Origin of the sequence: Thermococcus litoralis DSM 5473 (genome assembly GCF_000246985.2) — an archaeon.
Lineage (GTDB): Archaea > Methanobacteriota_B > Thermococci > Thermococcales > Thermococcaceae > Thermococcus_A > Thermococcus_A litoralis.
Genome location: NC_022084.1, coordinates 318,577 through 338,689, shown reverse-complemented (window position 1 = coordinate 338,689; position 20,113 = coordinate 318,577). Strand labels below are relative to the sequence as shown.

The following is a 20,113-nucleotide window of genomic DNA, read 5'->3' as shown; positions in this document are numbered from 1 at the left end:
GGTGAACCCCATGGAGGTTTATCACCTCTACAGCGGAGGGAAAGATTCTTCGCTTGCGGCTTATATTTTGAGAAAGATTGGATACGAGGTAAAACTCATTACTATTAACTTTGGAATCCTCGACAGCTGGAAATATGCTAAGGAAACAGCTGAGGCTCTTGGCTTTTCTCATGAGGTAATCTTCCTTGACAGGGGGATTCTTGAGGAAGCGGCTGAGATGTGCATAAGGGACTCTCATCCTAGCAATGCAATTCAGTTTATCCACGAAAAAGCTCTAGAAGAGGTTGCAAAGCTTAGGCATGTGGAGAGGATAAGCGACGGAACAAGAAGAGATGACAGAGTGCCCTTCCTTGATCAGAGAAAAACGAGAAGTCTTGAAGATAGATTTAACGTTCAGTACATAAGACCTCTTCTCGGTTTGGGTTATAGGACGATACGGGAACTTACGGATAAGCTTTTCGTAGTGGAGCTTAAAGAGAGCGAAAAGCTCGAGAAATCCGACTATGAAGTGGAGCTGAGATATCTTTTAAGGGAAAAAGGGATAGATCCTCTCACAATTTTTCCGAAAAAGCATCTGCAGTCGAGGGTATTGGGGTGGAAAAAAGAAAAGGGTCACTTGTGAGCAAATATCGCTATCACTTTGTCTCCCTCAACTTTGTCCACCCTTACGAAACCAAAGCGTTCAAACTGCACGATATCATCGACCTTTAAGTCCGCATCCCTCTCAAGTAGCCCCTTCCTCACGATAAGTTCATCTCCTTCTGGGACGAGAACTTCACACGGCTTGCCCTGGGGAACCCAGTGAATCATCCTCCACCTGTGCTCCCTAGCTTTCTCATATTCAACGCTGTCGAACTCCGCTATGATTTTTTCTTCGCTAACTTCGACTATTCTGACGTTGAATAAGTCCTTGAGCCTAACGTATTCGTTGCTCTTCAAGAGCTCAAGGTCGTCCTTTGAGACATAGATAGGCTTTCCGGGGATGAACTTGAGTTTCCTAACCCCTCTCTCTGGGTAATCTGGATGGAGAGGAATCTCCGCTGTAAACTCTTCTTCATAACCTCTAATCTCCATTGGAATTGGGTCAGCAACGAAAAAGTATCTGTTCGCTATTGGTTCGATTATCCTTCTGTTTATTGCAGCTAGGTTGTCCCAGCTTATTGTGGTGTCGCTCTTCTTGAGCCCGACCTCGATTATAAGCTCCCTAATAGCCTCCGGCTGAATGCCTCTCCTCCTCAACGCCCTAATTGTTCCAAGTCTTGGGTCGTCCCATCCGAGGTACTTACCCTCTTCAATACCTTTTCTTGTCTTGGACTTGCTTAGAATCACTCCTTCGATGGAGAGCCTTCCATGATGAACTGTTTCTGGGTATTCCCATCCAAAGTATTCGTAGATGTATCTCTGCCTTGTCTCGTTTTCGGCATGCTCTTGCCCTCTGAAGATGTGTGTAACACCGAGCTCGTGGTCATCTATAGCGGAGGCAAAGTTGTAGAGAGGCCATACGCGATACTTGTTTCCGGTTCTTGGGTGATTGGGGTTATCAATTATCCTAAGGGCAGGCCAGTCCCTAACTGCAGGGTTTGGGTGATTTAGGTCGGTTTTAATTCTAACAACAGCTTCACCCTCTTTGTACTCTCCGCTGAGCATCTTTTTCCACTCTCTTAGCTGAACTTCTGGAGGAAGGTCTCTGTGGGGACAGGCTTTTCCTTCGTCTCTGAGCTTTCTGAAGTGTTCTGGGTCACAGGTGCAGACGTAAGCTTTCCCCATCTCAAGAAGCTTCTCTGCATAGGAATAATAAATCTCCAACCTGTCGCTTGCGTGGTGAATCTCATCTATTTGAAAGCCAAGCCACTTCAAATCTTCAATAATCCATTCGTAGAATATGGGCTCAGGTCTCTTGACCTTCGGATCGGTGTCATCAAACCTAAGAATGAACTTTCCATCATAAAGCCTTGCATATTCGTGGCTTAAGATAGCTGCCCTCGCGTTTCCAAGGTGAAAAGCTCCATCCGGGTTCGGTGCAAACCTCGTGACGACTTTTCCCTTTTCTGCCTTTGGCAGCGGTGGGAGACCTTTCTTTTCTTCTTTTTTCTCCTTCTTCTCCTCAAAGAACTCTGGATAAATCTCTTTGAGTTTTGCCTCTTGCTCCTCCTTGCTCATGGAGTTAACTTCTTGAACAACCTCATTTACAAGGGGGATTATTTCCCTCGCCCTTGGCCTCAGCTCTGGGTTCTCGCCGAGTATTTTCCCTATGACAGCCTTTGGATTTGCCTTTCCATCGTGTTGAATCGCATTGATGAGCGCATATTTGAGTATTGTTTCCCTTAACTCCATTTTCTTCACCAGAGAAAAAAGGCAGAGATGAGTTATAAACCTTGTGCGGGATTGAAAAGAATTTTAAATCTTCAAACTTATTCTTCTCGGTGTTGCCGATGAACAAGACGGAAAGGACTCTTGTGATTATAAAGCCCGATGCCGTTGTTAGGGGTCTTATAGGTGAAATTATAAGCAGATTCGAAAAGAGAGGCCTTAAAATAATCGGGATGAAGATGATCCACATTGATAGAGAATTAGCGGAGAAGCACTATGAGGAACACAAGGGGAAGCCCTTCTTTGAGCCTCTGATAGACTATATTACCAAAGCGCCAAGTGTAGTAATGGTTCTCGAAGGCAGGTATGCCATAAGCGTCGTTAGGAAAATGTGCGGTGCAACTGACCCCAAGGATGCAGAGCCGGGAACCATAAGGGGCGACTACGGTCTTGATGTTGGAGATGCGATTTACAACGTGGTTCATGCCTCAGACAGCGAGGAAACCGCAAAGAGGGAAATAGCACTCTACTTTAAAGAGGACGAGCTCTTTGAATACTGCAAGGCTGCTGAGTGGTTCTACCACTCCCACTGGGACAAGGAGAAAGGGGAGTACTTAGACTCCACAGATTGCTTGAAGCTTTGATGCTTTTCCAAATTGTTAAAAACATCTACCTCTAATCTTTTTTAGGTGCTGTGGATGTGCGATATTCTCGTTGCAATTCCCGAAGCAACTAAAGAAAAGGTTATGCTCTTTGCGAAAAACAGCGATAGAGATCCAAACGAGGCTCAGATTCTGGAGGTTATTCCAAGACAAAAACATGAGGAAGATGCTGTTAAGCTGACCTACGTTGAATTTCCTCAAGTCAAGGAAACCTATGCGGTAATTCTCTCACGCCCTTGGTGGATCTGGGGTGTGGAGATGGGGGTGAATGAATTTGGTTTAGCTATAGGCAATACTGCAGTTTTCACCAAGGAGAAGATTCCAGATAAAGGTATCTTGGGAATGGACATGATAAGGCTCGCCCTTGAAAGAACAAAAACCTCTAAAGAGGCTCTTCATTTCATAATTGATATAATCGAGAGCTATGGGCAGGGAGGAAATGGTAGCTACGAGCACAAACTGCTCTACAGTAACTCATTCATAATTGCGGACCCAAAAGAGGCGTGGGTTCTAGAAACTGCCGGCAAACACTGGGTTGCAAAGAGAATTGAAGATGTATACTCTATTTCAAATGCTCTCACGATAGAGAATGACTGGGACTTAGCTTCAGAGAGCGTCGAGAGGCTTGCCAAGAGACCAAAGTTTAGTTTTGCCAAGCATTTCTCTGATAGATTCTATACCCACTTCGCCCATGGAAGGGAGAGGAGAGCCTTCACATATCGGAAACTCAAAGAAAGAGAAGGCGAAATAACTCTCGAGTACATGATGGAAATCCTGAGGTCTCACCGCTTTGAACCGTATTCCCCAGAAAAAGGCTCCATGAGGGATATATGCATGCACTATGGTGGTTTAACGAGGCCTTCTCAAACCGCCTCATCCCAAATCTCGGAGCTTGGAAAGGATATACACTGGTTTACCGGGACTTCGCTTCCATGTTTAAGCATTTTCAAGCCAATATCTTTTGAGGGTGGAATTCCAGAGTCAGAATCACCTACGAACCTCTATAATCCCAAAAACTACTGGTGGAGGATTGAAAAGTTCCACAGGTTGTTCCAGACCAACTATCAAAAGTATATTGGGAAATTCTCAAAGGAAAGGGATGAGCTGCAGAGGGAGATAATAAGAAGGACGAGGGAACTTAAAGAGAACGAAAGCCTTGCAGAACTCACAAAATGGGCTTTTGAAAGAGAAAAAGAGCTTGTGAAAAAATGGGAGAAGCTTATTGTTCCCGGCAAGTTCCCCTTTTTGTATGGGATGAGATGGAGGAAGGTGAACCAAAAGGCTGGCTTGAGATAAGTTTTTTAACTTCTCTCCATTTACGTTTTTGGTGTTAAAAGTGAACGGTCTGCTTGAGGTGTTTTTACTCTCACTCCTTCCAACATTTGAGGGAAGATATGCCATAGTTTATGGGATTGGTAGGGGTTACTCTCTCTCTGGCACTTTAATCATGGCATCGCTTGGAGTGCTGCTTCTCTCCTTAACTTTACCACTCCTTCTGCATCTGATAGACTGGGTAATGCTTAAACTTGAAGATACCCCTTTAGGGAAGTTTGCGGAGCTCTATTTGAAATATGTGGAAAGAGTTAGAAGGAAAGCTCATCCCTACGTGGAGAAGTGGGGGTTCTTAGGCCTAATTGTTTTTGTTGCCATACCTCTTCCAGGAACTGGTGTATGGACGGGAAGCTTAGCGGCTTACATATTTGGAATGGAAAAAAGAAAAACAATCCCTGCGCTGATAATTGGAGGGCTTTTGAGCATCTTGATAACCCTCATACCAAGCTTAGGTCTGGTAAAAATAATTTAAAAAGAAATTCGCCAAAGAAGAATCACTTTGTAGCCTTTGTTATTCCCACATCCTTTACGAGAACGTAGGGGGTGAACACGGGGGTAGCTACTTCCCACCAGTGGATGTGATAGAGATCTTTTCCTAATGCTTCAATGCTCTCAAGTATGTGTTGGAAGTTGTCGCTTACCCTTATATTTCTTATGGGCTTTACTATTTCGCCGTTCTCAATTAAAAACGCTCCATCCCTTGGAATTGTTGAGAAATCCCCGGTAACATAGTTTTGGAACCTTGTGTACCATACGTTGGTTATGTAGATTCCACGCTTAACCTCGCTGAAGAGCTCCTCCTTTGAATAATCGCCGGGCTCTACATAGACGTTCCAAGCTTCAGGCATCAATAAACCTGCGTTTGCCGTGGTTTCCCTCTTATATTTCCTTGCAAAGCTTGTGTTGAGGAGGTAAGTGTTCAGAGTTCCGTTCTCAATGATTGTGGTTTCCCTTGTAGGAACACCCTCATCATCAAATTTCCTTGTGCCATAGGCGTTTGGCATGTTTCCAACGTCCTTGATTGTTACGATATCGTTTGCAACCTTCTGTCCGAGTTTGCCAACCAAGAAGCTGAACCCAGCCTCTACGGCAAAAGCTGAGGCCATGAAGCTCATGTAGCTCATTAGGTTGGCGAATGCTAGCGGGTCGAATATTACATCAAAAGTCCCAGCTTCGCCTTGGACTGGATTAACGGCCATCTTTGCAATTTCCCCAGCTTTTCTTCCCGCGCTTTCTGGATCAAACTTTTTGAGAACCCTTACCGAATTAGTCCCATGCCCGCTCTCTTCATCGCCTATAAATGCCCTTATGCTTATCTCTATTCCCGTTCCCTCGTCAAAAGCCTCGACGCCGTTGCTCGTTGTTAGGTAGAGCTTATTGTGATCTGTGTAAAGGACACCTGCGGTTCTCTTTGCCCCCTCTTCAAGAGCAGCGTTTATTGCGACCTCAACGTATTCGTTTGGCTCATCAAGCTCTACTATTGCCTTATCGAAGGTCTCTGGAATGTCTTTGTACTCAAAAGGCCCCTCGGCTATTCCGTAGTAGTCCTCTTTGGGAGCGAGGTTTTTAACGCTCTTCATCAACATCTGAAGGGTTTTTTCTATCGTCTTCTCATCCAGAGCTGTTAAAGTTGTTGAGGCCAATCTCTTCTGGTACTCAACGAAAAGGTTTACCTTTTGCGTATGCCAGTTCTTTGCAACCGTTATTTCGTTGTTGGCAAACCTCACCTGTCTTCTGTTTTGCTCGTAAGCCAATACAACAACATCGCCAAAGCCGAGCTCTTTCGCCTTTTTCAGGATTAGTTCGTTAATCTCGAACATCTTTTTCACCTCCTCAGCACTACATCCCTAAGTCTCGCATGGGCTCCTCCCATCCATACCGGGACTCCCTGTCCGGGTTCACCTTTTCCACATGTGCCCGGGTAAAATTCCACTTCCTTTCCGACGGCATCGACACTGCTCCACAACCCTTTGGTGGTTATCTCAAGAATTGGTCTCCTTACGGGGTGCTTTATCTCGCCGTTCTCGATTAAATAAGCCTCTCTACCAATGTACCTCTGCTGGTACCTCCTATCGTCTATGTTCCACTCGTTAAAGCTCACCATGTAAACTCCTAACTTAACGTCCTCAATAAGCTCCTCGAAGGAATAATCACCCGGAGCTAAGTAGGTGTTTGCCATTCTCACTATTGGCTCGCGGTTGTAGTTAATTGCCCTCGCAGCTGCGTTTGATTTCATTCCAAGATAAGCGGCGTATTCCCTGTTCATGAGAAGCTCGTTTATTATACCCTCTCTAATGAGGTACCTTGGTCTTGCTTTGACACCTTCGTCATCGTATAGGTAGAAACCCCAGCTGTTTGGAATCGTTGGATCCTCTATAACAGTTACAGCTTCACTTCCAATTCTCTCTCCAAGCATTTCCGGCTTCACAAAGCTCTCTCCAGCTTGGGCTGCCTCTCTTCCCATTATTCTGTCGAGCTCATAGGGGTGCCCAACGCTCTCGTGAACTGCTATACCAGCAACTTCTGGGCTTATGACAACATCGACTTTTCCTTCCGGCGGCTTTTGTCCTTCCTTTATAAGTCTTTGGAGGGCTTTGACGTCTTTAACAGCCCACTCCCATGGCTTATCCTTCTCAATAAGCTCAAGCCCACCGGAAAATGCCCTCTGGACGAAGGGAGCCTGCTCCATTTGCCCTTCTTCAAAAACAACAAGGTTGTATGTTACGGAAACCCTTGGGATAAGGCTCTCAACAAGTGCTCCCTCGTTGTTCATGAAAACCTTGTGCCACATGAAGTCCCCATACCTCAAAAAGCGCATTGGTACGTTTACGCCAGTCTCTTTTACCCTTTCCTCAATGAGCTTGAGGTACTCCATCTTTTCTTCAGCACTAACGTCTCTGAAGTCCTTCTTCATCTTCACTTCGTAGAAAACCTGGTGGAAGTCTTCCTCACTGAACTGTATGGGCTTATTTCTTAGTTTTGCCGCAGCTTTTGCGAGCTTTACAGCTTTTTTAACAGCCTCTTCCACGCTTTCTTTTGTTAAGACGTTTGTAGAAGCAAATCCCATCCCGCCGTTCACAAGAACTCTAATACCTATACCTCTATCGGCTAATATTCCAAGCCCTTCCGGGTTGCCGTTTTTCATGACTATCTCTGTTCCGCTCTTTTCCTCAAACCTTGCTTCTGCATAACTTGCACCCAGCTCCTGGGCTTTTTCAACGGCGAATTCAACAAGCTCATGCATGTACATCACCTCTAGTTAATGCATATAAAAGTGCTCCCTTGAAGTATAAAATCGTTTCGATGTGCATTGAAGCGAATTGAGAAAAACTGATAAACATTAAACTACAATTTTACTCGGGTGGTAGCATGTCAATTACGACCAAAACTGGAGATAAAGGAACAACGGGAATTTTTACTGGAGAAAGAATAGCTAAGTTCTCTCCGGTAATAGAGGCCAACGGCACTATCGATGAGCTGAGCTCCTTTTTAGGGGAGGTAAAGCACTATCTCGATGAAGAATTGAAGGAAATCCTCGAGAAGATCCAGGTTGAGCTCTATTCGCTCATGGCTGAAATTGCAAGCAAAGGAGAGTACAAAAAAGTTGGAGAAGAGGAAATAAGGCGTTTGGAGGAGCTCATTGAAAAGTTTGAGGGCGAGATAAAGCTCGAAGGATTTGTTGTTCCTGGTTCAACAATAGCAAGTGCAAAGCTTGACATCTGCAGAACAGTTGCTAGAAGAGCCGAAAGGAGAGTTTCCAAAGTGGTTTTGGAATATGGGATTGGCGAAGATGTTTTGAAGTATCTCAACCGCCTGAGCGATCTGCTCTTTATAATGGCTCGTTATGTTGAGCTTAAAGAGGGAAAGATCAAGTACGTAAAGTGATTGATATGGAGAAGGTCATAGGGATTTTAGGCGGGATGGGCCCTCTTGCCACTGTGGATCTCTTTAAGAGAATAGTACTCAAAACTCCCGCAAAGAAGGATCAAGACCATCCAAGAATAATTATCTACAACAACCCCAAGATTCCCGATCGAACTGCTTATATTCTCGGAAAAGGCGAAAATCCACTTCCAGAACTCATTGACAGCGCAAAAAAACTTGAGAAATGGGGGGCAGATTTTATAATCATGCCCTGCAATACCGCTCATTACTTTGCAGATGAGATTCAAAAAGCCATCAAGATACCGCTGATAAACATGATAGAGGAGACCGCATCTTATGTAGAAGCCTTGGGCGTGAAAAGGGTAGGCATCCTTGCAACGACGGGCACGATAGTGAGCGGGATCTATCAGAAAGCCCTCAAAAAGAGAGGAATTGAAGCGCTCATTCCCTCAGAAAAGGATCAGGAAAAGTCATGAAAGCTATCTATGAAGGAGTAAAGGCAGGTGATATAGAACTCGGAAGAAAACTGCTTCTCGAGGTCGCAAAAAAACTTGAAAATGAAGTTGAAGCTATAATAGCCGGATGTACGGAAGTAAGTGTAGCTTTAAAGCCGGAAGATTTAAGCGTCCCCCTCGTAGATCCTATGGATATACTGGCTGAAAAGGCCGTGAAACTTGCCCTTGGTTTATAACCATCCTTTCTTTTTGAAATAATAGCGCATTCCAATTGTGGCCGGGTAGCCATAGTACCAGTTGAGCTCGGGCATGTTGTAGGGCTGTTTCGTAGATAGTTGAAAGCGTTAAGTTTGGGTGGTTTGTATCATCAAAAAGTTTATAAACTTCTAAAGCCATATGTATGGCGGTGGATGTATGTGGGGAAGATGACTATAGTGATTGATGATGATTTAGAAGAAGAATTCAGAAGACTTGTTGCCCTAAAATACGGGACACGAAAGGGGGTTCTTGGAGCGGCAATAAGCGAGGCCATAAAAACGTGGATCAGAAAAACCAAAAAGGAGCTAGAAAATGCCGAGTGAAACAATCAAACTCACTGCAAAATTCAAACTCAAGGAGATACCTAATGGGTTAGATGTTCTCTTCTCCACCTATCGGGAGATTGTGAACTACCTCATCGGTTATGCTTTCGAGAACAACGTTACTAGCTTTTACAGGCTTAAAAAGGAAACGTACAAAAGCCTGCGCAAGGAGTATCCAGAGTTACAAGCCACTACCACTACACGGCCACCCAAATGGCTACTGCAATTTACAAGAGTTATCGGAAGAGGAAAAAGAAGGGTAAAACTAAGGGGAAGCCCGTTTTTAAGAAGGACGCCATAATGCTCGACGACCATCTCTTTAAACTCAACCTTGAAAAAAGAATAGTAAAACTCTCCACTCCAAAAGGAAGGATTGAGCTGGAGTTTTATCCTGCAAAGTATCACGAGAAGTTTAAGGACTGGAAAGTTGGGCAAGCGTGGTTGGTGAGGACGCCAAAAGGAGTTTTCATCAACGTAGTCTTTTCCAGAGAGGTTGAAGTGAGAGAGCCTGAGGCCTTCATCGGCGTGGACTTGAACGAGAACAACGTTACGCTGAGCCTTCCAAACGGCGAATTCGTCCAGATTATTACACACGAGAAGGATATTAGGGCTGGCTACTTCGTAAAGCGGAGAAAAATACAGAAAAAACTTAGAACTGGAAAGAAGAGGGAAGAGCTTCTCGAAAAGTATGGGCAAAGAGAGAAGAGCAGGCTGGACGACCTTTACCACAAATTGGCCAACAAAATCGTTGAATTAGCTGAAAAATACGGTGGTATTGCTCTGGAAGATTTAACTGAAATCAGGTATTCGATTAGGTATTCGGCTGAAATGAATGGTCGTCTTCACCGCTGGAGTTTTAGAAAACTCCAGAGCATAATCGAATACAAGGCTAAGCTAAAAGGGATAAAAGTTGTCTTCGTTAATCCTGCCTTCACGTCATCCCTGTGCCCGGTGTGTGGGGGTAATTTAAGCCCGAATGGGCGCAGGGTTTTGAAATGCGAGTGTGGTTTTGAGGCTGATAGGGATGTTGTTGGGAGTTGGAATATTCGTTTGAGGGCCTTGAAGATGTGGGGAGTTTCCGTTCCCCCCGAAAGCCAGCCAATGAAGACGGGAGTGGGGAAGGTCAGCCGTGCTGATGTTTACGAACTTTACACAAATCACGGCTGACCAGAACGGGAGACATGTGTATTGAAGTTCATTCCATATATACCTGTTATGAATGTTAGGGGTATGAATATTGTGGATACTACTGTGAGAATCCTTATGATGTCGTTTGTTTTCATGGAAAGAGTGGAATAATAGATATCGATCAAACCATTGGCCATTTCTCGGTGGTTTTCAATGATATCAAGGATTTCCATAACGTGCTCATGGAGTTCTTCCAGGTATTTCTGCGTTTCTTCACCGAAGAATTCTTTTCCCTCCAACCTTAGCCGTCTAAAGATCTCCAACAGAGGAAATATTGTTCTTCTCACAAACAGTATCCTTCTCCTAATTCCGTGTATCTTTCGAAGCACTTCTTTGTCTCCATCTTTTAGGACTTTGGTTTCTATGACCTCCATTTGTGAGCTGATGTTCTCTAGAATTGGAACGTAGTTTTCAACTATCGCATCAAGAAGTGCAAAGAGTAGGTAATCCGCGCCTTTTTTTCTAAAAATTCCTTCTCCGTGCCTTATGCTTTCCCTAATTGTGTTAAACGCATCACCAGGCCGTTCCTGCATTGTTATGACGAAGTTATCTTTTAGAAAAACCGCGGTTCTCTCTTTTTTCAAGCCCCCTTTCAGCTCGTAGACCTGATGAAGTAAAACAAAAATATGGTCTTTTAGAATGGAAACCCTTGCCCGGGTCTTTGCTCTAAGAATTGACTTAATAGCAACTTCATGAAAGTTGAAGATTTCTTTAAGCTCTTGGAGATAAGCGATTCCGTCTATGTTTACCCAAACTACCTTGTAATCTTTGTATTTGAGGACATCTTTGACCGTTTTGACCCTCTTTTCCTCAAATTTGTCTTCTGAGTATGCAAAGACTGTTATCTTTGCCTCATCCATTATGAACACCACGACGAAAGCCACTAATTTGAATTTCGCTATAATGGTAATTACAGTTTTCTCTCTTCAGGATCATTGGGGAAACATTTAGACCAAGTAAGCTCTAAAAACCTGGCATAAAAATTTTCAAAGAAGAAGAGAATTTGACCTTTACATTCCGGTAGTTGTCCTGAATCCAATCTCCTTAAGAGTTTCAATAACCTTCTTGAACGATTTCTCTATGACCTCTTCGTCCCAGTACTCTTCAAGGGCAAGGGAGCGATAACGCCGATGTTTTTGTTCCTCTGGTAGATGGGCTGATTTGGTGGAGTTTGCGAAGAGAGAAGGCATTAACATGTCGCGGTTGCTGGAAGAAGTTTTAAAAGCGTTTTATTCTGGGAGAAGGGTGATTCTGGGGCCGGGGCCGGGATTTGAACCCGGGCTAGGGGATCCACAGCCGTCTAAACTATTAAATCCAAAAAACGACCCAAAGATAGGTAAAAATGAACTATACGGACATTATATAGCTTTTTCCAGAAAATTACAAAATAGTAACGTAACTCAAGAACAATCGGAAGAAATCAAATATTTTATAACACAAGAGCATTTAAACATGCTGTTTCTAGAATTAAAAGCAAAAGGAGTTCAAGAACACCATTATAAATTTGTGGAGCGTTCAATTAAAAGATTTTTGGATTACATAACTCAAGAAGGAAATTACTACGTTTTTACACTCAATGACTTGATTTCGTACCTTGAGAAGCTCCAGAATGAGTATCATCCAGTAACATATCGTAAACAATTAACGTACATAAAGAAACTTTTCAGAATCGCTCAAATCCCTTTGGAGAGTTATCTAAAGTCAAAACGAATAGTAGGTGTCGACAGAACAGTAGTTACTGTAGATGACATCAAGAATCTGATCAACATTATAAAAAGCCTCAGAGAAAAGGGTAGACTAGCAGAAAAAACTGCAGATAGAATGCTTGTTTCACTCTTGCTGATGGCAACCAGTGGCATTAGAACTCACGAACTAATTAGATTGAAACTCAAGAATATAGACATCCGGAATAGGACAATATTTATCGATGAGAACATCTCAAAGACAAACAGGGCGAGGGTTACTTTCTTCACAAAAGAAGTTCAAAAACTTCTCAAGAGATATGTGCAAAAATACAATTTAAAGCCTGAGGATAACATAGTGACATATTTTGCCCTAGAAAAACCATTTCTCAAGAAAAACGAGCTGAAGACCCAGCCAATACGGCCAAAACATATGAGGAAGTTCTTTAGCCAAGAGTGGGATCGTAAAAATGGAAATAGTACCGTAAAAAAGCTTCTAATGGGGCATTCTATCAGAGAAGACATCAATGTGCTTCACTATTCCCACCATACTCCAGAAGAATTAAAGCAGCTATACGACACAGTCTTCGGAAACCTAAAATTCGGAGTTTAGGGGTATCTCCTCATTTTATTTTAAACTTTTAATAGTAACTGAATCATGATTTGTTGAACAACCAATAATTTTTATATGATTGTTCAACAACTTGAAACATGAGACGACTCGCAATCAGATATATAATTCTCAAAATTTGAGGGCAGTGCTATTACAAAAGAGGAATTAAAAGAGGTTAGTGAGAAGTTTAACATTGATATCGAGTATTTTGTCAATTACTTGCTATCTAGGGGTTATATAATTAGAATTCTCAGGGGCATATATTACGTTAAAACGATTGAAGAAATTGGATTAAAACAAGCGCCTGATGTATTTAGAGTAATTGCAAAGGGCCTCAACAAGCTCAACTTGACATGGTACTATGGACTATTTACAGCCTTGAGACTCAATGGCATGACTCACGAATATTTTAACATAATCTTCGTCCTCAATGATAAAGTAATCAGGTCAAAAACAATTGAAATTCTTGGAGAGAATGTCAAATTCGTAAAGATAAAACCAACTTTAGCTTCTTTTGGAATAATCAAAAGTAACGAAGTAAAGTTTTCAGACCCTGAAAAGACAATCTTGGACTTTATATATCTCTCAAGGTACAACAAACAGCTCAGACCACATGCGGAGGAGGTTTTAACACAATACCAAGACAAGGTTAACTGGGCTATTTTATGCAGTTACCTAGAGAGATATCCAAGAAGTGTACAGAAGGAGGTTTTAAAGAATGAACGAAAGGGAATTTGTTGAGCTCATAATTCAAAAACAGGAATTAAAAAGGGAAATCTCATACGAAAGGATATTATTCTGCATTCCATTTTGAGAGAATTGTACTCAAATGAGTACTTTTCTAGCAAATTACCTCTTCAAAGGAGGGATAGGTTACTATCGCTTCAGTGTTGATTTAGACTTTACAAGTAGAACTCCTCAAATATGGATGGAACTTTCAAGACGAAGCCGAGAACGGGAACTCAAGGCTGAAGCTACAAAACTTGCAAGGCTAATTGAAAATATCGCCAGTAAAAGGGGTCTAGAATTTAAAGCAGATTTGAGAGATAGGAATTACGTGGAATTTGGTGGAGGATCAAGGATGATTACTTTCAAGCTGTATTATCCTGAAGGAGTAATGCGGGAAATGATAAAAATTCAAATCAACTTGGTGGAGAAACTTCTTTTTGAACCTAAAAGAGTTAGTGCTAAATCCCTACTCTCAGACATCCAATTGAATGATGAAGAGAGGATATATTTCTCAGAATTCCTTGATAGTTATTCTGATATTCCTGTCTGGGCATATAATTTGCGAGAGATTCTAACAGAGAAAGTTAGGGCGCTTTTAACTAGAAAGAAAGTAAAGTTTAGGGACATTTATGACTTGTACTACCTTGAAAAAGAAGCAGGCTTGAAAATCGAGGATTATACTGATGAAATAACCCAGAAGATGCAATTTGCACTAAAATTTGAAAAATATTCTATTAATCTCCAAGAGGTTATACAATCACTTTCATTTCTCGAAGCTACTACACCGGAAGAGGAATTGCTTTTATTGAATGTCTCATTTAATACGGAAGACCTCAGAAAGTTCTTGGAGAAGTTACGCAACTATACTTTAACCCAATTTGACTAGAAGTGCCGGAGCAATCATAACAAATCACGAATCTAGCAAACAAGCTAGTGTTTATTGTCACATGTTTGAAAAGCATGTTAAAGGACAAGAAATGTTTTTGAGGCCATTTTTCTCATTTCCCTTTCTTCCTTTTTCTTTTTTTCCTTGACAGATATTTTGCTATTAATTTTCGTTGATCTGGGGTGAGAACAGAGAGATTGTAGTATACACGGCGATATTCTTCGTTGATTTCTTTCCAACCTAATCTAGTATAGTGGAGATAGTTTATGTTTCGAGGGGAATGCCCCATTAGCTCAAATTTTACATATAGGTTTCCACCCCTTCTCTCCCATTCCTGCGAAAAAAATTTTCGCAGGTACTTGATTTCGAATTGCGCACCTCCAATGTCGAATTTCAGCTCTTTCTTGAACTTTTTTGTTAGTTTATGTAAAAATATTGGATTTCCTGCTTTCCTTTCAGGGGATGAGAAAAGGTATCCATCTCTTTTTTCTTGGATAAATTTTCCGTATTTTTTGAGGAAAAATTTTAACCAAGCGACCGTTTCTTCTGTCAGAGGTATTCTCTTGTAACCATCCTTGACCCCTAATATTTTTCCTTCTTTTGTGTACTTTAGGGGTAGGATGATGTATCCTTCCTCCAAGTTTAGCCATTCTACTTTCATGCCCGAAATTTCTTCTACTCTCCTCCCAGTTGAAACTCCCAAAAGGACAAAAGCTACTGCCTTCTGGTACGTGTACTCCGTTACTTTTCTCTCTTCATAGAGTCTTTCCAGCCTTCTCAGGAATTCAGTGACATGGTCTTTGTATACTGTAACCCCTTTCAGCCGCGTTTCAGCATTAATCGTCTTGGAAAGCTCCTCGAGTTTCCTATCAATTATATCGTCAAATTCTTTTATTGAAGGATCAAAGTGATGCAGAAAATTCTTTAGTTGTCTAACTCTTTTTATCATAGTGCGCGGTTTTAGTTTCATTTTTTCAAGTTTTTTCAAATATTTCTCAATTTCATTTATAGAAAGGTAATATTCGTTATTTCTTTTTGGTAACTCTCCTAAAAACTCCCATATCCACTTTTCTTTTTTCTTTTTCTGTTTTTCGCTAATATTTTTCTCTAAAATCTCGTTCCGGATATAGTACTCTATATCCTCCTCGGAGAATACGTAAATCTCTCTTTTAGGCCTCATACTAACCCTAACAACATATCCTCCCTGGATTACCTCTGGTCCAACAACCTCCATTCACACCCCTCAAAATAATAAAGTAGGATGTAAAAATATAAAAATTTGCGGAAAAGCTTTTAATTTTACAATCTCCTTTCGGCGACTATTCAAGTGATGAGTAGGAAACACTTGCATTATTTTTGGTTTCTAAAAGAAAGCTCCATTCGCAGAAATCTCAAATGAACATATTGAACAAAATCTATATTGGTACTGGTGCGAGAGCATCAGAATAAACTAAATAAAGCATTGGGCATTATTATAGAACAAATGATATGAGCAAGTGCTATTTGGGGGTGGATTCATGATTGAATACTTGCTAGGTATTCTTGTTTTGATTCTAGGGTTCCTTTTATGGAGACAAAGTAGTCACCTCACAGAGTTAAAAACAAAAGTGGAGCAGATAGAGACGAATTTTCCACAAATGGTAGAATATTCAGTAATGAAAACAATCCAAGGCTCCACGGATATTTTTGAGAAAGTATTTGGTTCGGCAATATCAAAAAATACTAATGTGATAAAGGGAGCTTTTGCAGAGTCTCTAAAAGAGCTTGGAATCCAAGAAGACCTAGGGAAGTTGAAAGAAGCTTCAGGAGACCTGAAAAAAATAACTTCTGATCTAAAGTCCATGTTTGAAATAAAAAGTGCGAGAGCAAAATTCGGAGAATTACAGCTAGAGGCTATATTAAAAGACATAATTCCCTCCCAGAGGCTAGGAATTCGAAAAAGCATTGGACGCGAAATTCCTGATGCCTACATCATTGTTGATGAAAACAAGTATCTTTGCATTGATTCAAAGTTCCCACTAGAAAATTTCAAAAAATACACTGAAGAAGAAAGCCCAAGTAAAAAAGAAGAATTTTGGAAGAACTTTTTAAAGGATGTTAACAACCACGTACGGGCAATAAAAGAAAAATATGTTGGAAAAGAGAATACCATGGACTTTGCTTTTATGTTCATTCCATCCGATGCGATATATTACAAGCTTGTTTCTGAAGCTCACGAACTTGTATCTGAAGCCGCAAAATCGGGGGTAATATTAACTTCTCCATCTCTCCTTCCAGCCCACATCAGTTTGATTCTCACAAAAATCAAAGCAGAAGAAATATCAAAGAGAGCTGAAGAAGTCCAGAGAAAAATAAACATCCTTGGAACCTATATAAAAGATCTTGAAGATAAATTTGGAACTCTCACTAGGCACTTGAACAATGCAAATAGTAATGTTCATAAAGTTCAGCAAGCAATTAATGAATTAAAAACCTATTACTCGTCGCTCACTACCTTCGAGCTAGAAGAATAATCTCTAACAGGAGAAAAAGAATCTTCAAGAGAATGTTCACAGTTTAGAAGACAGATCAAATGAAAGGAGCAAGAAAAATACCTACAATTTTTCTTTTTTAACTATTGTGAATGTTTCGAAAACATCTTTAAAGAAATCCACCGTCTGCTCTACCGCCGCGTCCTTTTCTTGCAGCCATGAAAAGTTAAATTTTAGCACTTCTAGAGCATTGTTAATTATTTGCAGATTATCACTCATTTTGTTATAAAGTGAGTCCCAGCCTTTGAACTCTTTAAAGTTTGCCAAGAAAAAGTCATTTTGGGTAATTTTTTTGTATCTTTCGTTTATACGGTAAAATTCAGCAGTAACATCCTCCGTAAAACCTACGACCTCATTAACCTTTATTTTCTTCAGAGCCTCCTCTAGCTGTTGTGTATCTATCGTGAAATACTCAATATGTGACAACTCTTCGTAAAGTGCTTCTATAGCATCTTCAGGGGGATTAATAATTCTTGGAATATTCAAGAACTCAAAGTACACCTGCTCAAACAGTCTTTCTGGTTTACCTTTTGGCTGTATTATTCTAACAGGGATAAAACGAAAAATTAACTCTGCAGGCCCAATACGAGACAGGGGGACTACTTTATATGCATCGTATCTCTCAAGAGTTTCTCTTCCCCACTTGTGCCTGTATTGTTGTTCGATAACTTTCGTATTCTCTTTTATACTGCCTACTACATCATAAAGGTCCTTTAAATGCAGATCCTGAAGAATTACAGGTTCTTTCACTCCCTGAAAAACACTCCTAATTATTGAGGTTTTCCCAACCGCCTGGCTTCCAAAAACTAGTGTTTTGAATCCAGTAAACTTCGAATATATCAATGCAACTGCTGCAATCTCATGTTTTGATAATCTCCATCCGTGATTTTTCAGGATTTTTGCGATAGTGTATTTTAGGTTGTAATAATCCCGAATTTTAGAGAAATCCAGTTCGACATAGTTTTTTTCTACGAATTTGTATGTGAGGGGATTTTTTGAAACAACTTCTAAATAACCTTTATCAACGAGTTCTTTCAATGCTTGAGTCAAAACTCGCCCAGTAATCCCAGTTTGCTTGGAGATCTCGTTCCTAGTTGCTAACTTCACCTCTTCAAGGTAGGACATGATTTTTGACTTTATGTCCTCCCTACTCATACCACTACCTCAACCTATGTTAACTAGATGAGAATAATTAATCCTAGCTGTGTGATTAAATTCAGTTTTAAAAATCGTCAATTTTTACTGTTTTTGCATGATTTTACACACACAAACCTTTTTTCTGCGAAAGTAGGCTTTGGTACAGTTTAGTCACGATCTGGTATTCTCAAAACTCCCAATTCCGCAATAATACTCCTAAAAAGATAAAGATATAGATAAAAACACACGGAGATATACTTTAATTCCAAACACACTTTAGAAGAATACCTTTCCTTGTATATGTATATTTGATGTATATTTATTTATTATAATGTGACCAAGCGTACCAATGCCTCCTATTCCCGGATGAAGAATTTAGAACTGACCAAGCATTGAACAAACAAACAAAAACCTCCATTTTAATTAAAATGCCAGGGTGCTGGCTCTGAAAAGCGTCCGAGAGGACAAACACTAAACTCACCAAAGCCAAGATAGTTTTAATTTTTGTTTGATAACCCACATTCATGGGTGATCCAGATGTTAGAGTGGAAAGTAAAACAAAAGATAGAGGAGCTCGAAACAGAACTTTCAAGGAGAAAATTATCCCTGAACTCGTACCAAGATCTAAAAAAGGTTGAAAAATTAGAAGAAGAGCTAGAAATGTTAAAAAGGATGTATTATGGATTGTTAACTGCAGAAATTTGATTTCCATACGTGTCTCCTTTTATTTTACCTTTTTATGACAATAATTAGTCACCTTTAATTTTTCATCAGGTACTGTTACAATTGGTGACACGCCATGCGATAGTTCAGCATGAATTTGTAATCCATTTAGAATTTTGTTTTTGGTGGTTCCTTTTCTTTTTAATTTTTTTGAATTAGTTTGAACATGTGACTCTAACGATTCTTTTTGTGATTCATTTTTGAGGGAGGGCAATGTAATATCATAAAACACTTCTCAGAGCTAGTCCACACTATCATTCCTTGTTTGTAATTCTCCCCTAAATAGCGAAATACTCATTGTCAACTTGTCAATAATTTCCTTTATGTGTCAATGATTTATATGTGAGAAACTTCTCATATAACATAACAGAAAGAGACAAGGAAAACCTATTTTTCCCTTCACTCAGATATGCATGCGCATTATATTCTTTCTCCCTATTCCTTTTTTATCTCCCCTCTTCTTGAACTCTTTGGCAATCTTCCAGCTCTGACTCTTTCTTTAGAGCAACATTTCCCTTTACACGGGCACAAGAGAATTAACTCTGCTTTATTTAAAAGTCTGGTATATACATAACTTCTTTTAAAATTTTGAGCTAGAATTTTATTTTGTTGATCCAATACAATGAGAATTCAGGCAGACTTTTAAAAAACAAAAAGAAAAAACCCAAAACAAGGCAACTCACAAGAAAGGTGGGGGTTAGAGAGTGGAAAGCCACAACCCAGTAGTAGTGAGTCGACCCAATATAGTAGTAATTAACCCCCGGAGGTTCGAGAGTGGAAATAGTGCTCCAAAACACTGCATATTTGGTGAGCAGGTGGGGGTCCGAGAGTGGAGACATCACCCCCTAAAGAAACAGATGCTAAAGAAAAGCAAAGACAAAGTTATTTCAAAACATTTAGCTATAAAACACCAGCATTCTTCAGAATCCACTCGTATTCTTGCCCTCTCACATATCTTCCAGATACTGCTACAAATCTCTTTGGTTTTACAACCCTGGGATACCTCCTAATATTTCTCAGCACAATAGCCATCCACGGCTTGTGTCTTTCCCGACCCCAACGCTTCTGAGAAGCAACATACTCCTTGAACTCCTTCTCAGTCAGAAATAACCTATCCCCATATCTTTCCAGAATTTTTAGAGGGTTATCAAACACCTCTACACTCTCTACCTCTGCTTCCCCATGAAAACCCTGATCCTCACGAGAAGCATAAAATACAATCTTCATACCCTTCTTCAGTTTAGTTAGTGTAGCAGGCTTTACAAAGACATCCTTCTTCCCATCTAGGATTCTTTCCAAAAAGCTTTTTGGAACGGGAAACGTTGCACCAACAACATCTTCCACAGGCATCCCCTCCATGATTGGTGTATTAATTATGCCCTCCATCAAATAAAACCCT

At 40.7% G+C, this 20,113-nt stretch carries 19 protein-coding genes and 2 pseudogenes; 13 read left to right on the top strand and 8 right to left on the bottom strand.

The features are described from left to right. The first annotated feature begins 10 nt into the window (after window positions 1-10). The gene (locus OCC_RS01760) at window positions 11-622 is read left to right on the top strand and encodes a DUF7411 family protein (RefSeq protein ID WP_004068120.1); all 612 of its coding nucleotides are present in this window, start codon (window positions 11-13) and stop codon (window positions 620-622) included. On the opposite strand, the gene OCC_RS01755 is transcribed toward OCC_RS01760, so the two are convergent. After that, window positions 613-2,334 carry a glutamate--tRNA ligase gene (locus OCC_RS01755; protein ID WP_004068119.1) on the bottom strand — a complete coding sequence of 574 codons (1,722 nt, stop codon included), beginning with the start codon at window positions 2,332-2,334 and terminating at the stop codon, window positions 613-615. The two genes, OCC_RS01760 and OCC_RS01755, sit on opposite strands and share 10 nt — an antisense overlap. A gap of 98 nt (window positions 2,335-2,432) precedes the next feature. Here OCC_RS01755 and ndk point away from each other — a divergent pair, with 98 nt between their 5' ends. The 3 genes from ndk to OCC_RS01740 are packed head-to-tail and all read left to right on the top strand — an operon-like array spanning window position 2,433 to window position 4,776. Continuing rightward, window positions 2,433-2,954, top strand: a complete 522-nt coding sequence (gene ndk, locus OCC_RS01750; protein ID WP_004068118.1) for a nucleoside-diphosphate kinase — start codon at window positions 2,433-2,435, stop codon at window positions 2,952-2,954. A 54-nt stretch (window positions 2,955-3,008) separates the two neighbouring features. Continuing rightward, on the top strand, window positions 3,009-4,268 hold the full coding sequence (locus OCC_RS01745) for a C69 family dipeptidase (protein WP_004068117.1): 1,260 nt from the start codon (window positions 3,009-3,011) through the stop codon (window positions 4,266-4,268). 40 nt (window positions 4,269-4,308) lie between these two features. Then, window positions 4,309-4,776 carry a COG2426 family protein gene (locus OCC_RS01740; protein WP_004068116.1) on the top strand — a complete coding sequence of 156 codons (468 nt, stop codon included), beginning with the start codon at window positions 4,309-4,311 and terminating at the stop codon, window positions 4,774-4,776. Between the two features lie 22 nt (window positions 4,777-4,798). Here OCC_RS01740 and OCC_RS01735 read toward each other — a convergent pair whose 3' ends face one another. Together OCC_RS01735 and OCC_RS01730 are read right to left on the bottom strand one after the other, a co-directional pair. Continuing rightward, window positions 4,799-6,124 (bottom strand): TldD/PmbA family protein, encoded by a 1,326-nt coding sequence (locus OCC_RS01735; protein ID WP_004068115.1) that lies wholly within the window; start codon window positions 6,122-6,124, stop codon window positions 4,799-4,801. Window positions 6,125-6,129: 5 nt separating this feature from the next. Then, complete coding sequence (locus tag OCC_RS01730; protein WP_004068114.1) at window positions 6,130-7,548, bottom strand: TldD/PmbA family protein; 1,419 nt, start codon at window positions 7,546-7,548, stop codon at window positions 6,130-6,132. 125 nt (window positions 7,549-7,673) lie between these two features. Between OCC_RS01730 and OCC_RS01725 the strand changes: the two genes are divergently transcribed. From OCC_RS01725 to OCC_RS01715, 4 genes and pseudogenes are all read left to right on the top strand, one after another. Further along, on the top strand, window positions 7,674-8,189 hold the full coding sequence (locus OCC_RS01725; RefSeq protein ID WP_004068113.1) for a cob(I)yrinic acid a,c-diamide adenosyltransferase: 516 nt from the start codon (window positions 7,674-7,676) through the stop codon (window positions 8,187-8,189). A 5-nt stretch (window positions 8,190-8,194) separates the two neighbouring features. Further along, window positions 8,195-8,880 (top strand): annotated as a pseudogene (locus tag OCC_RS01720) (aspartate/glutamate racemase family protein). Window positions 8,881-9,060: 180 nt separating this feature from the next. Continuing rightward, complete coding sequence (locus OCC_RS12530) at window positions 9,061-9,225, top strand: hypothetical protein (RefSeq protein WP_004067399.1); 165 nt, start codon at window positions 9,061-9,063, stop codon at window positions 9,223-9,225. After that, window positions 9,215-10,392, top strand: a pseudogene (locus tag OCC_RS01715) (RNA-guided endonuclease InsQ/TnpB family protein). Before OCC_RS12530 ends, OCC_RS01715 begins: the two are co-directional and overlap by 11 nt. Here OCC_RS01715 and corA read toward each other — a convergent pair. Next, the gene (gene corA, locus OCC_RS01710; protein WP_020953597.1) at window positions 10,383-11,273 is read right to left on the bottom strand and encodes a magnesium/cobalt transporter CorA; all 891 of its coding nucleotides are present in this window, start codon (window positions 11,271-11,273) and stop codon (window positions 10,383-10,385) included. The pseudogene OCC_RS01715 and the gene corA sit on opposite strands and share 10 nt — an antisense overlap. Window positions 11,274-11,423: 150 nt before the next feature. Beyond that, on the bottom strand, window positions 11,424-11,609 hold the full coding sequence (locus tag OCC_RS12380; RefSeq protein WP_148290380.1) for a hypothetical protein: 186 nt from the start codon (window positions 11,607-11,609) through the stop codon (window positions 11,424-11,426). 7 nt (window positions 11,610-11,616) lie between these two features. On the opposite strand from OCC_RS12380, the gene OCC_RS01705 reads away from it, so the two are divergent. The 3 genes from OCC_RS01705 to OCC_RS01695 all read left to right on the top strand — a co-directional run bounded on the left by OCC_RS01705 (window position 11,617) and on the right by OCC_RS01695 (window position 14,323). Further along, the gene (locus tag OCC_RS01705; RefSeq protein ID WP_171814828.1) at window positions 11,617-12,708 is read left to right on the top strand and encodes a tyrosine-type recombinase/integrase; all 1,092 of its coding nucleotides are present in this window, start codon (window positions 11,617-11,619) and stop codon (window positions 12,706-12,708) included. Between the two features lie 219 nt (window positions 12,709-12,927). Next, a complete protein-coding gene (locus tag OCC_RS01700) occupies window positions 12,928-13,449 on the top strand; it encodes a type IV toxin-antitoxin system AbiEi family antitoxin domain-containing protein (protein ID WP_004069015.1) in 522 nt (173 codons plus the stop codon). A gap of 88 nt (window positions 13,450-13,537) precedes the next feature. Next, on the top strand, window positions 13,538-14,323 hold the full coding sequence (locus OCC_RS01695) for a nucleotidyl transferase AbiEii/AbiGii toxin family protein (protein ID WP_004069018.1): 786 nt from the start codon (window positions 13,538-13,540) through the stop codon (window positions 14,321-14,323). A 112-nt stretch (window positions 14,324-14,435) separates the two neighbouring features. On the opposite strand, the gene OCC_RS01690 is transcribed toward OCC_RS01695, so the two are convergent. After that, entirely contained in the window at window positions 14,436-15,557 is a 1,122-nt protein-coding gene (locus tag OCC_RS01690) for a tyrosine-type recombinase/integrase (protein WP_004069019.1), read from the bottom strand. Window positions 15,558-15,840: 283 nt separating this feature from the next. Here OCC_RS01690 and OCC_RS01685 point away from each other — a divergent pair, with 283 nt between their 5' ends. Then, window positions 15,841-16,836, top strand: a complete 996-nt coding sequence (locus OCC_RS01685; RefSeq protein ID WP_004069021.1) for a DNA recombination protein RmuC — start codon at window positions 15,841-15,843, stop codon at window positions 16,834-16,836. An 81-nt stretch (window positions 16,837-16,917) separates the two neighbouring features. Here the strand turns inward: OCC_RS01685 and OCC_RS01680 are convergent, their stop codons facing one another. Then, on the bottom strand, window positions 16,918-18,009 hold the full coding sequence (locus OCC_RS01680; RefSeq protein WP_004069023.1) for a MarR family transcriptional regulator: 1,092 nt from the start codon (window positions 18,007-18,009) through the stop codon (window positions 16,918-16,920). A gap of 519 nt (window positions 18,010-18,528) precedes the next feature. Between OCC_RS01680 and OCC_RS12525 the strand changes: the two genes are divergently transcribed. After that, window positions 18,529-18,696, top strand: a complete 168-nt coding sequence (locus tag OCC_RS12525; RefSeq protein ID WP_020953595.1) for a hypothetical protein — start codon at window positions 18,529-18,531, stop codon at window positions 18,694-18,696. Between the two features lie 918 nt (window positions 18,697-19,614). Here the strand turns inward: OCC_RS12525 and OCC_RS01675 are convergent. Next, entirely contained in the window at window positions 19,615-20,100 is a 486-nt protein-coding gene (locus tag OCC_RS01675; protein WP_004069025.1) for a DUF365 domain-containing protein, read from the bottom strand. Window positions 20,101-20,113 lie beyond the last annotated feature (13 nt).

Excerpts from the sequence above, each read along its gene's own strand:
- ndk (WP_004068118.1), top strand. The coding sequence starts at position 2,433 with ATGAACAAGACGGAAAGGACTCTTGTGATTATAAAGCCCGATGCCGTT.
- OCC_RS01745 (WP_004068117.1), top strand. The coding sequence starts at position 3,009 with ATGTGCGATATTCTCGTTGCAATTCCCGAAGCAACTAAAGAAAAGGTT.
- OCC_RS12380 (WP_148290380.1), bottom strand. The coding sequence starts at position 11,609 with ATGTTAATGCCTTCTCTCTTCGCAAACTCCACCAAATCAGCCCATCTA.
- OCC_RS01760 (WP_004068120.1), top strand. The coding sequence starts at position 11 with ATGGAGGTTTATCACCTCTACAGCGGAGGGAAAGATTCTTCGCTTGCG.
- OCC_RS01730 (WP_004068114.1), bottom strand. The coding sequence starts at position 7,548 with ATGCATGAGCTTGTTGAATTCGCCGTTGAAAAAGCCCAGGAGCTGGGT.
- OCC_RS01695 (WP_004069018.1), top strand. The coding sequence starts at position 13,538 with ATGAGTACTTTTCTAGCAAATTACCTCTTCAAAGGAGGGATAGGTTAC.
- OCC_RS01685 (WP_004069021.1), top strand. The coding sequence starts at position 15,841 with ATGATTGAATACTTGCTAGGTATTCTTGTTTTGATTCTAGGGTTCCTT.
- corA (WP_020953597.1), bottom strand. The coding sequence starts at position 11,273 with ATGGATGAGGCAAAGATAACAGTCTTTGCATACTCAGAAGACAAATTT.
- OCC_RS01675 (WP_004069025.1), bottom strand. The coding sequence starts at position 20,100 with ATGGAGGGCATAATTAATACACCAATCATGGAGGGGATGCCTGTGGAA.
- OCC_RS01755 (WP_004068119.1), bottom strand. The coding sequence starts at position 2,334 with ATGGAGTTAAGGGAAACAATACTCAAATATGCGCTCATCAATGCGATT.
- OCC_RS01690 (WP_004069019.1), bottom strand. The coding sequence starts at position 15,557 with ATGGAGGTTGTTGGACCAGAGGTAATCCAGGGAGGATATGTTGTTAGG.
- OCC_RS12525 (WP_020953595.1), top strand. The coding sequence starts at position 18,529 with ATGTTAGAGTGGAAAGTAAAACAAAAGATAGAGGAGCTCGAAACAGAA.
- OCC_RS01735 (WP_004068115.1), bottom strand. The coding sequence starts at position 6,124 with ATGTTCGAGATTAACGAACTAATCCTGAAAAAGGCGAAAGAGCTCGGC.
- OCC_RS01725 (WP_004068113.1), top strand. The coding sequence starts at position 7,674 with ATGTCAATTACGACCAAAACTGGAGATAAAGGAACAACGGGAATTTTT.
- OCC_RS01680 (WP_004069023.1), bottom strand. The coding sequence starts at position 18,009 with ATGAGTAGGGAGGACATAAAGTCAAAAATCATGTCCTACCTTGAAGAG.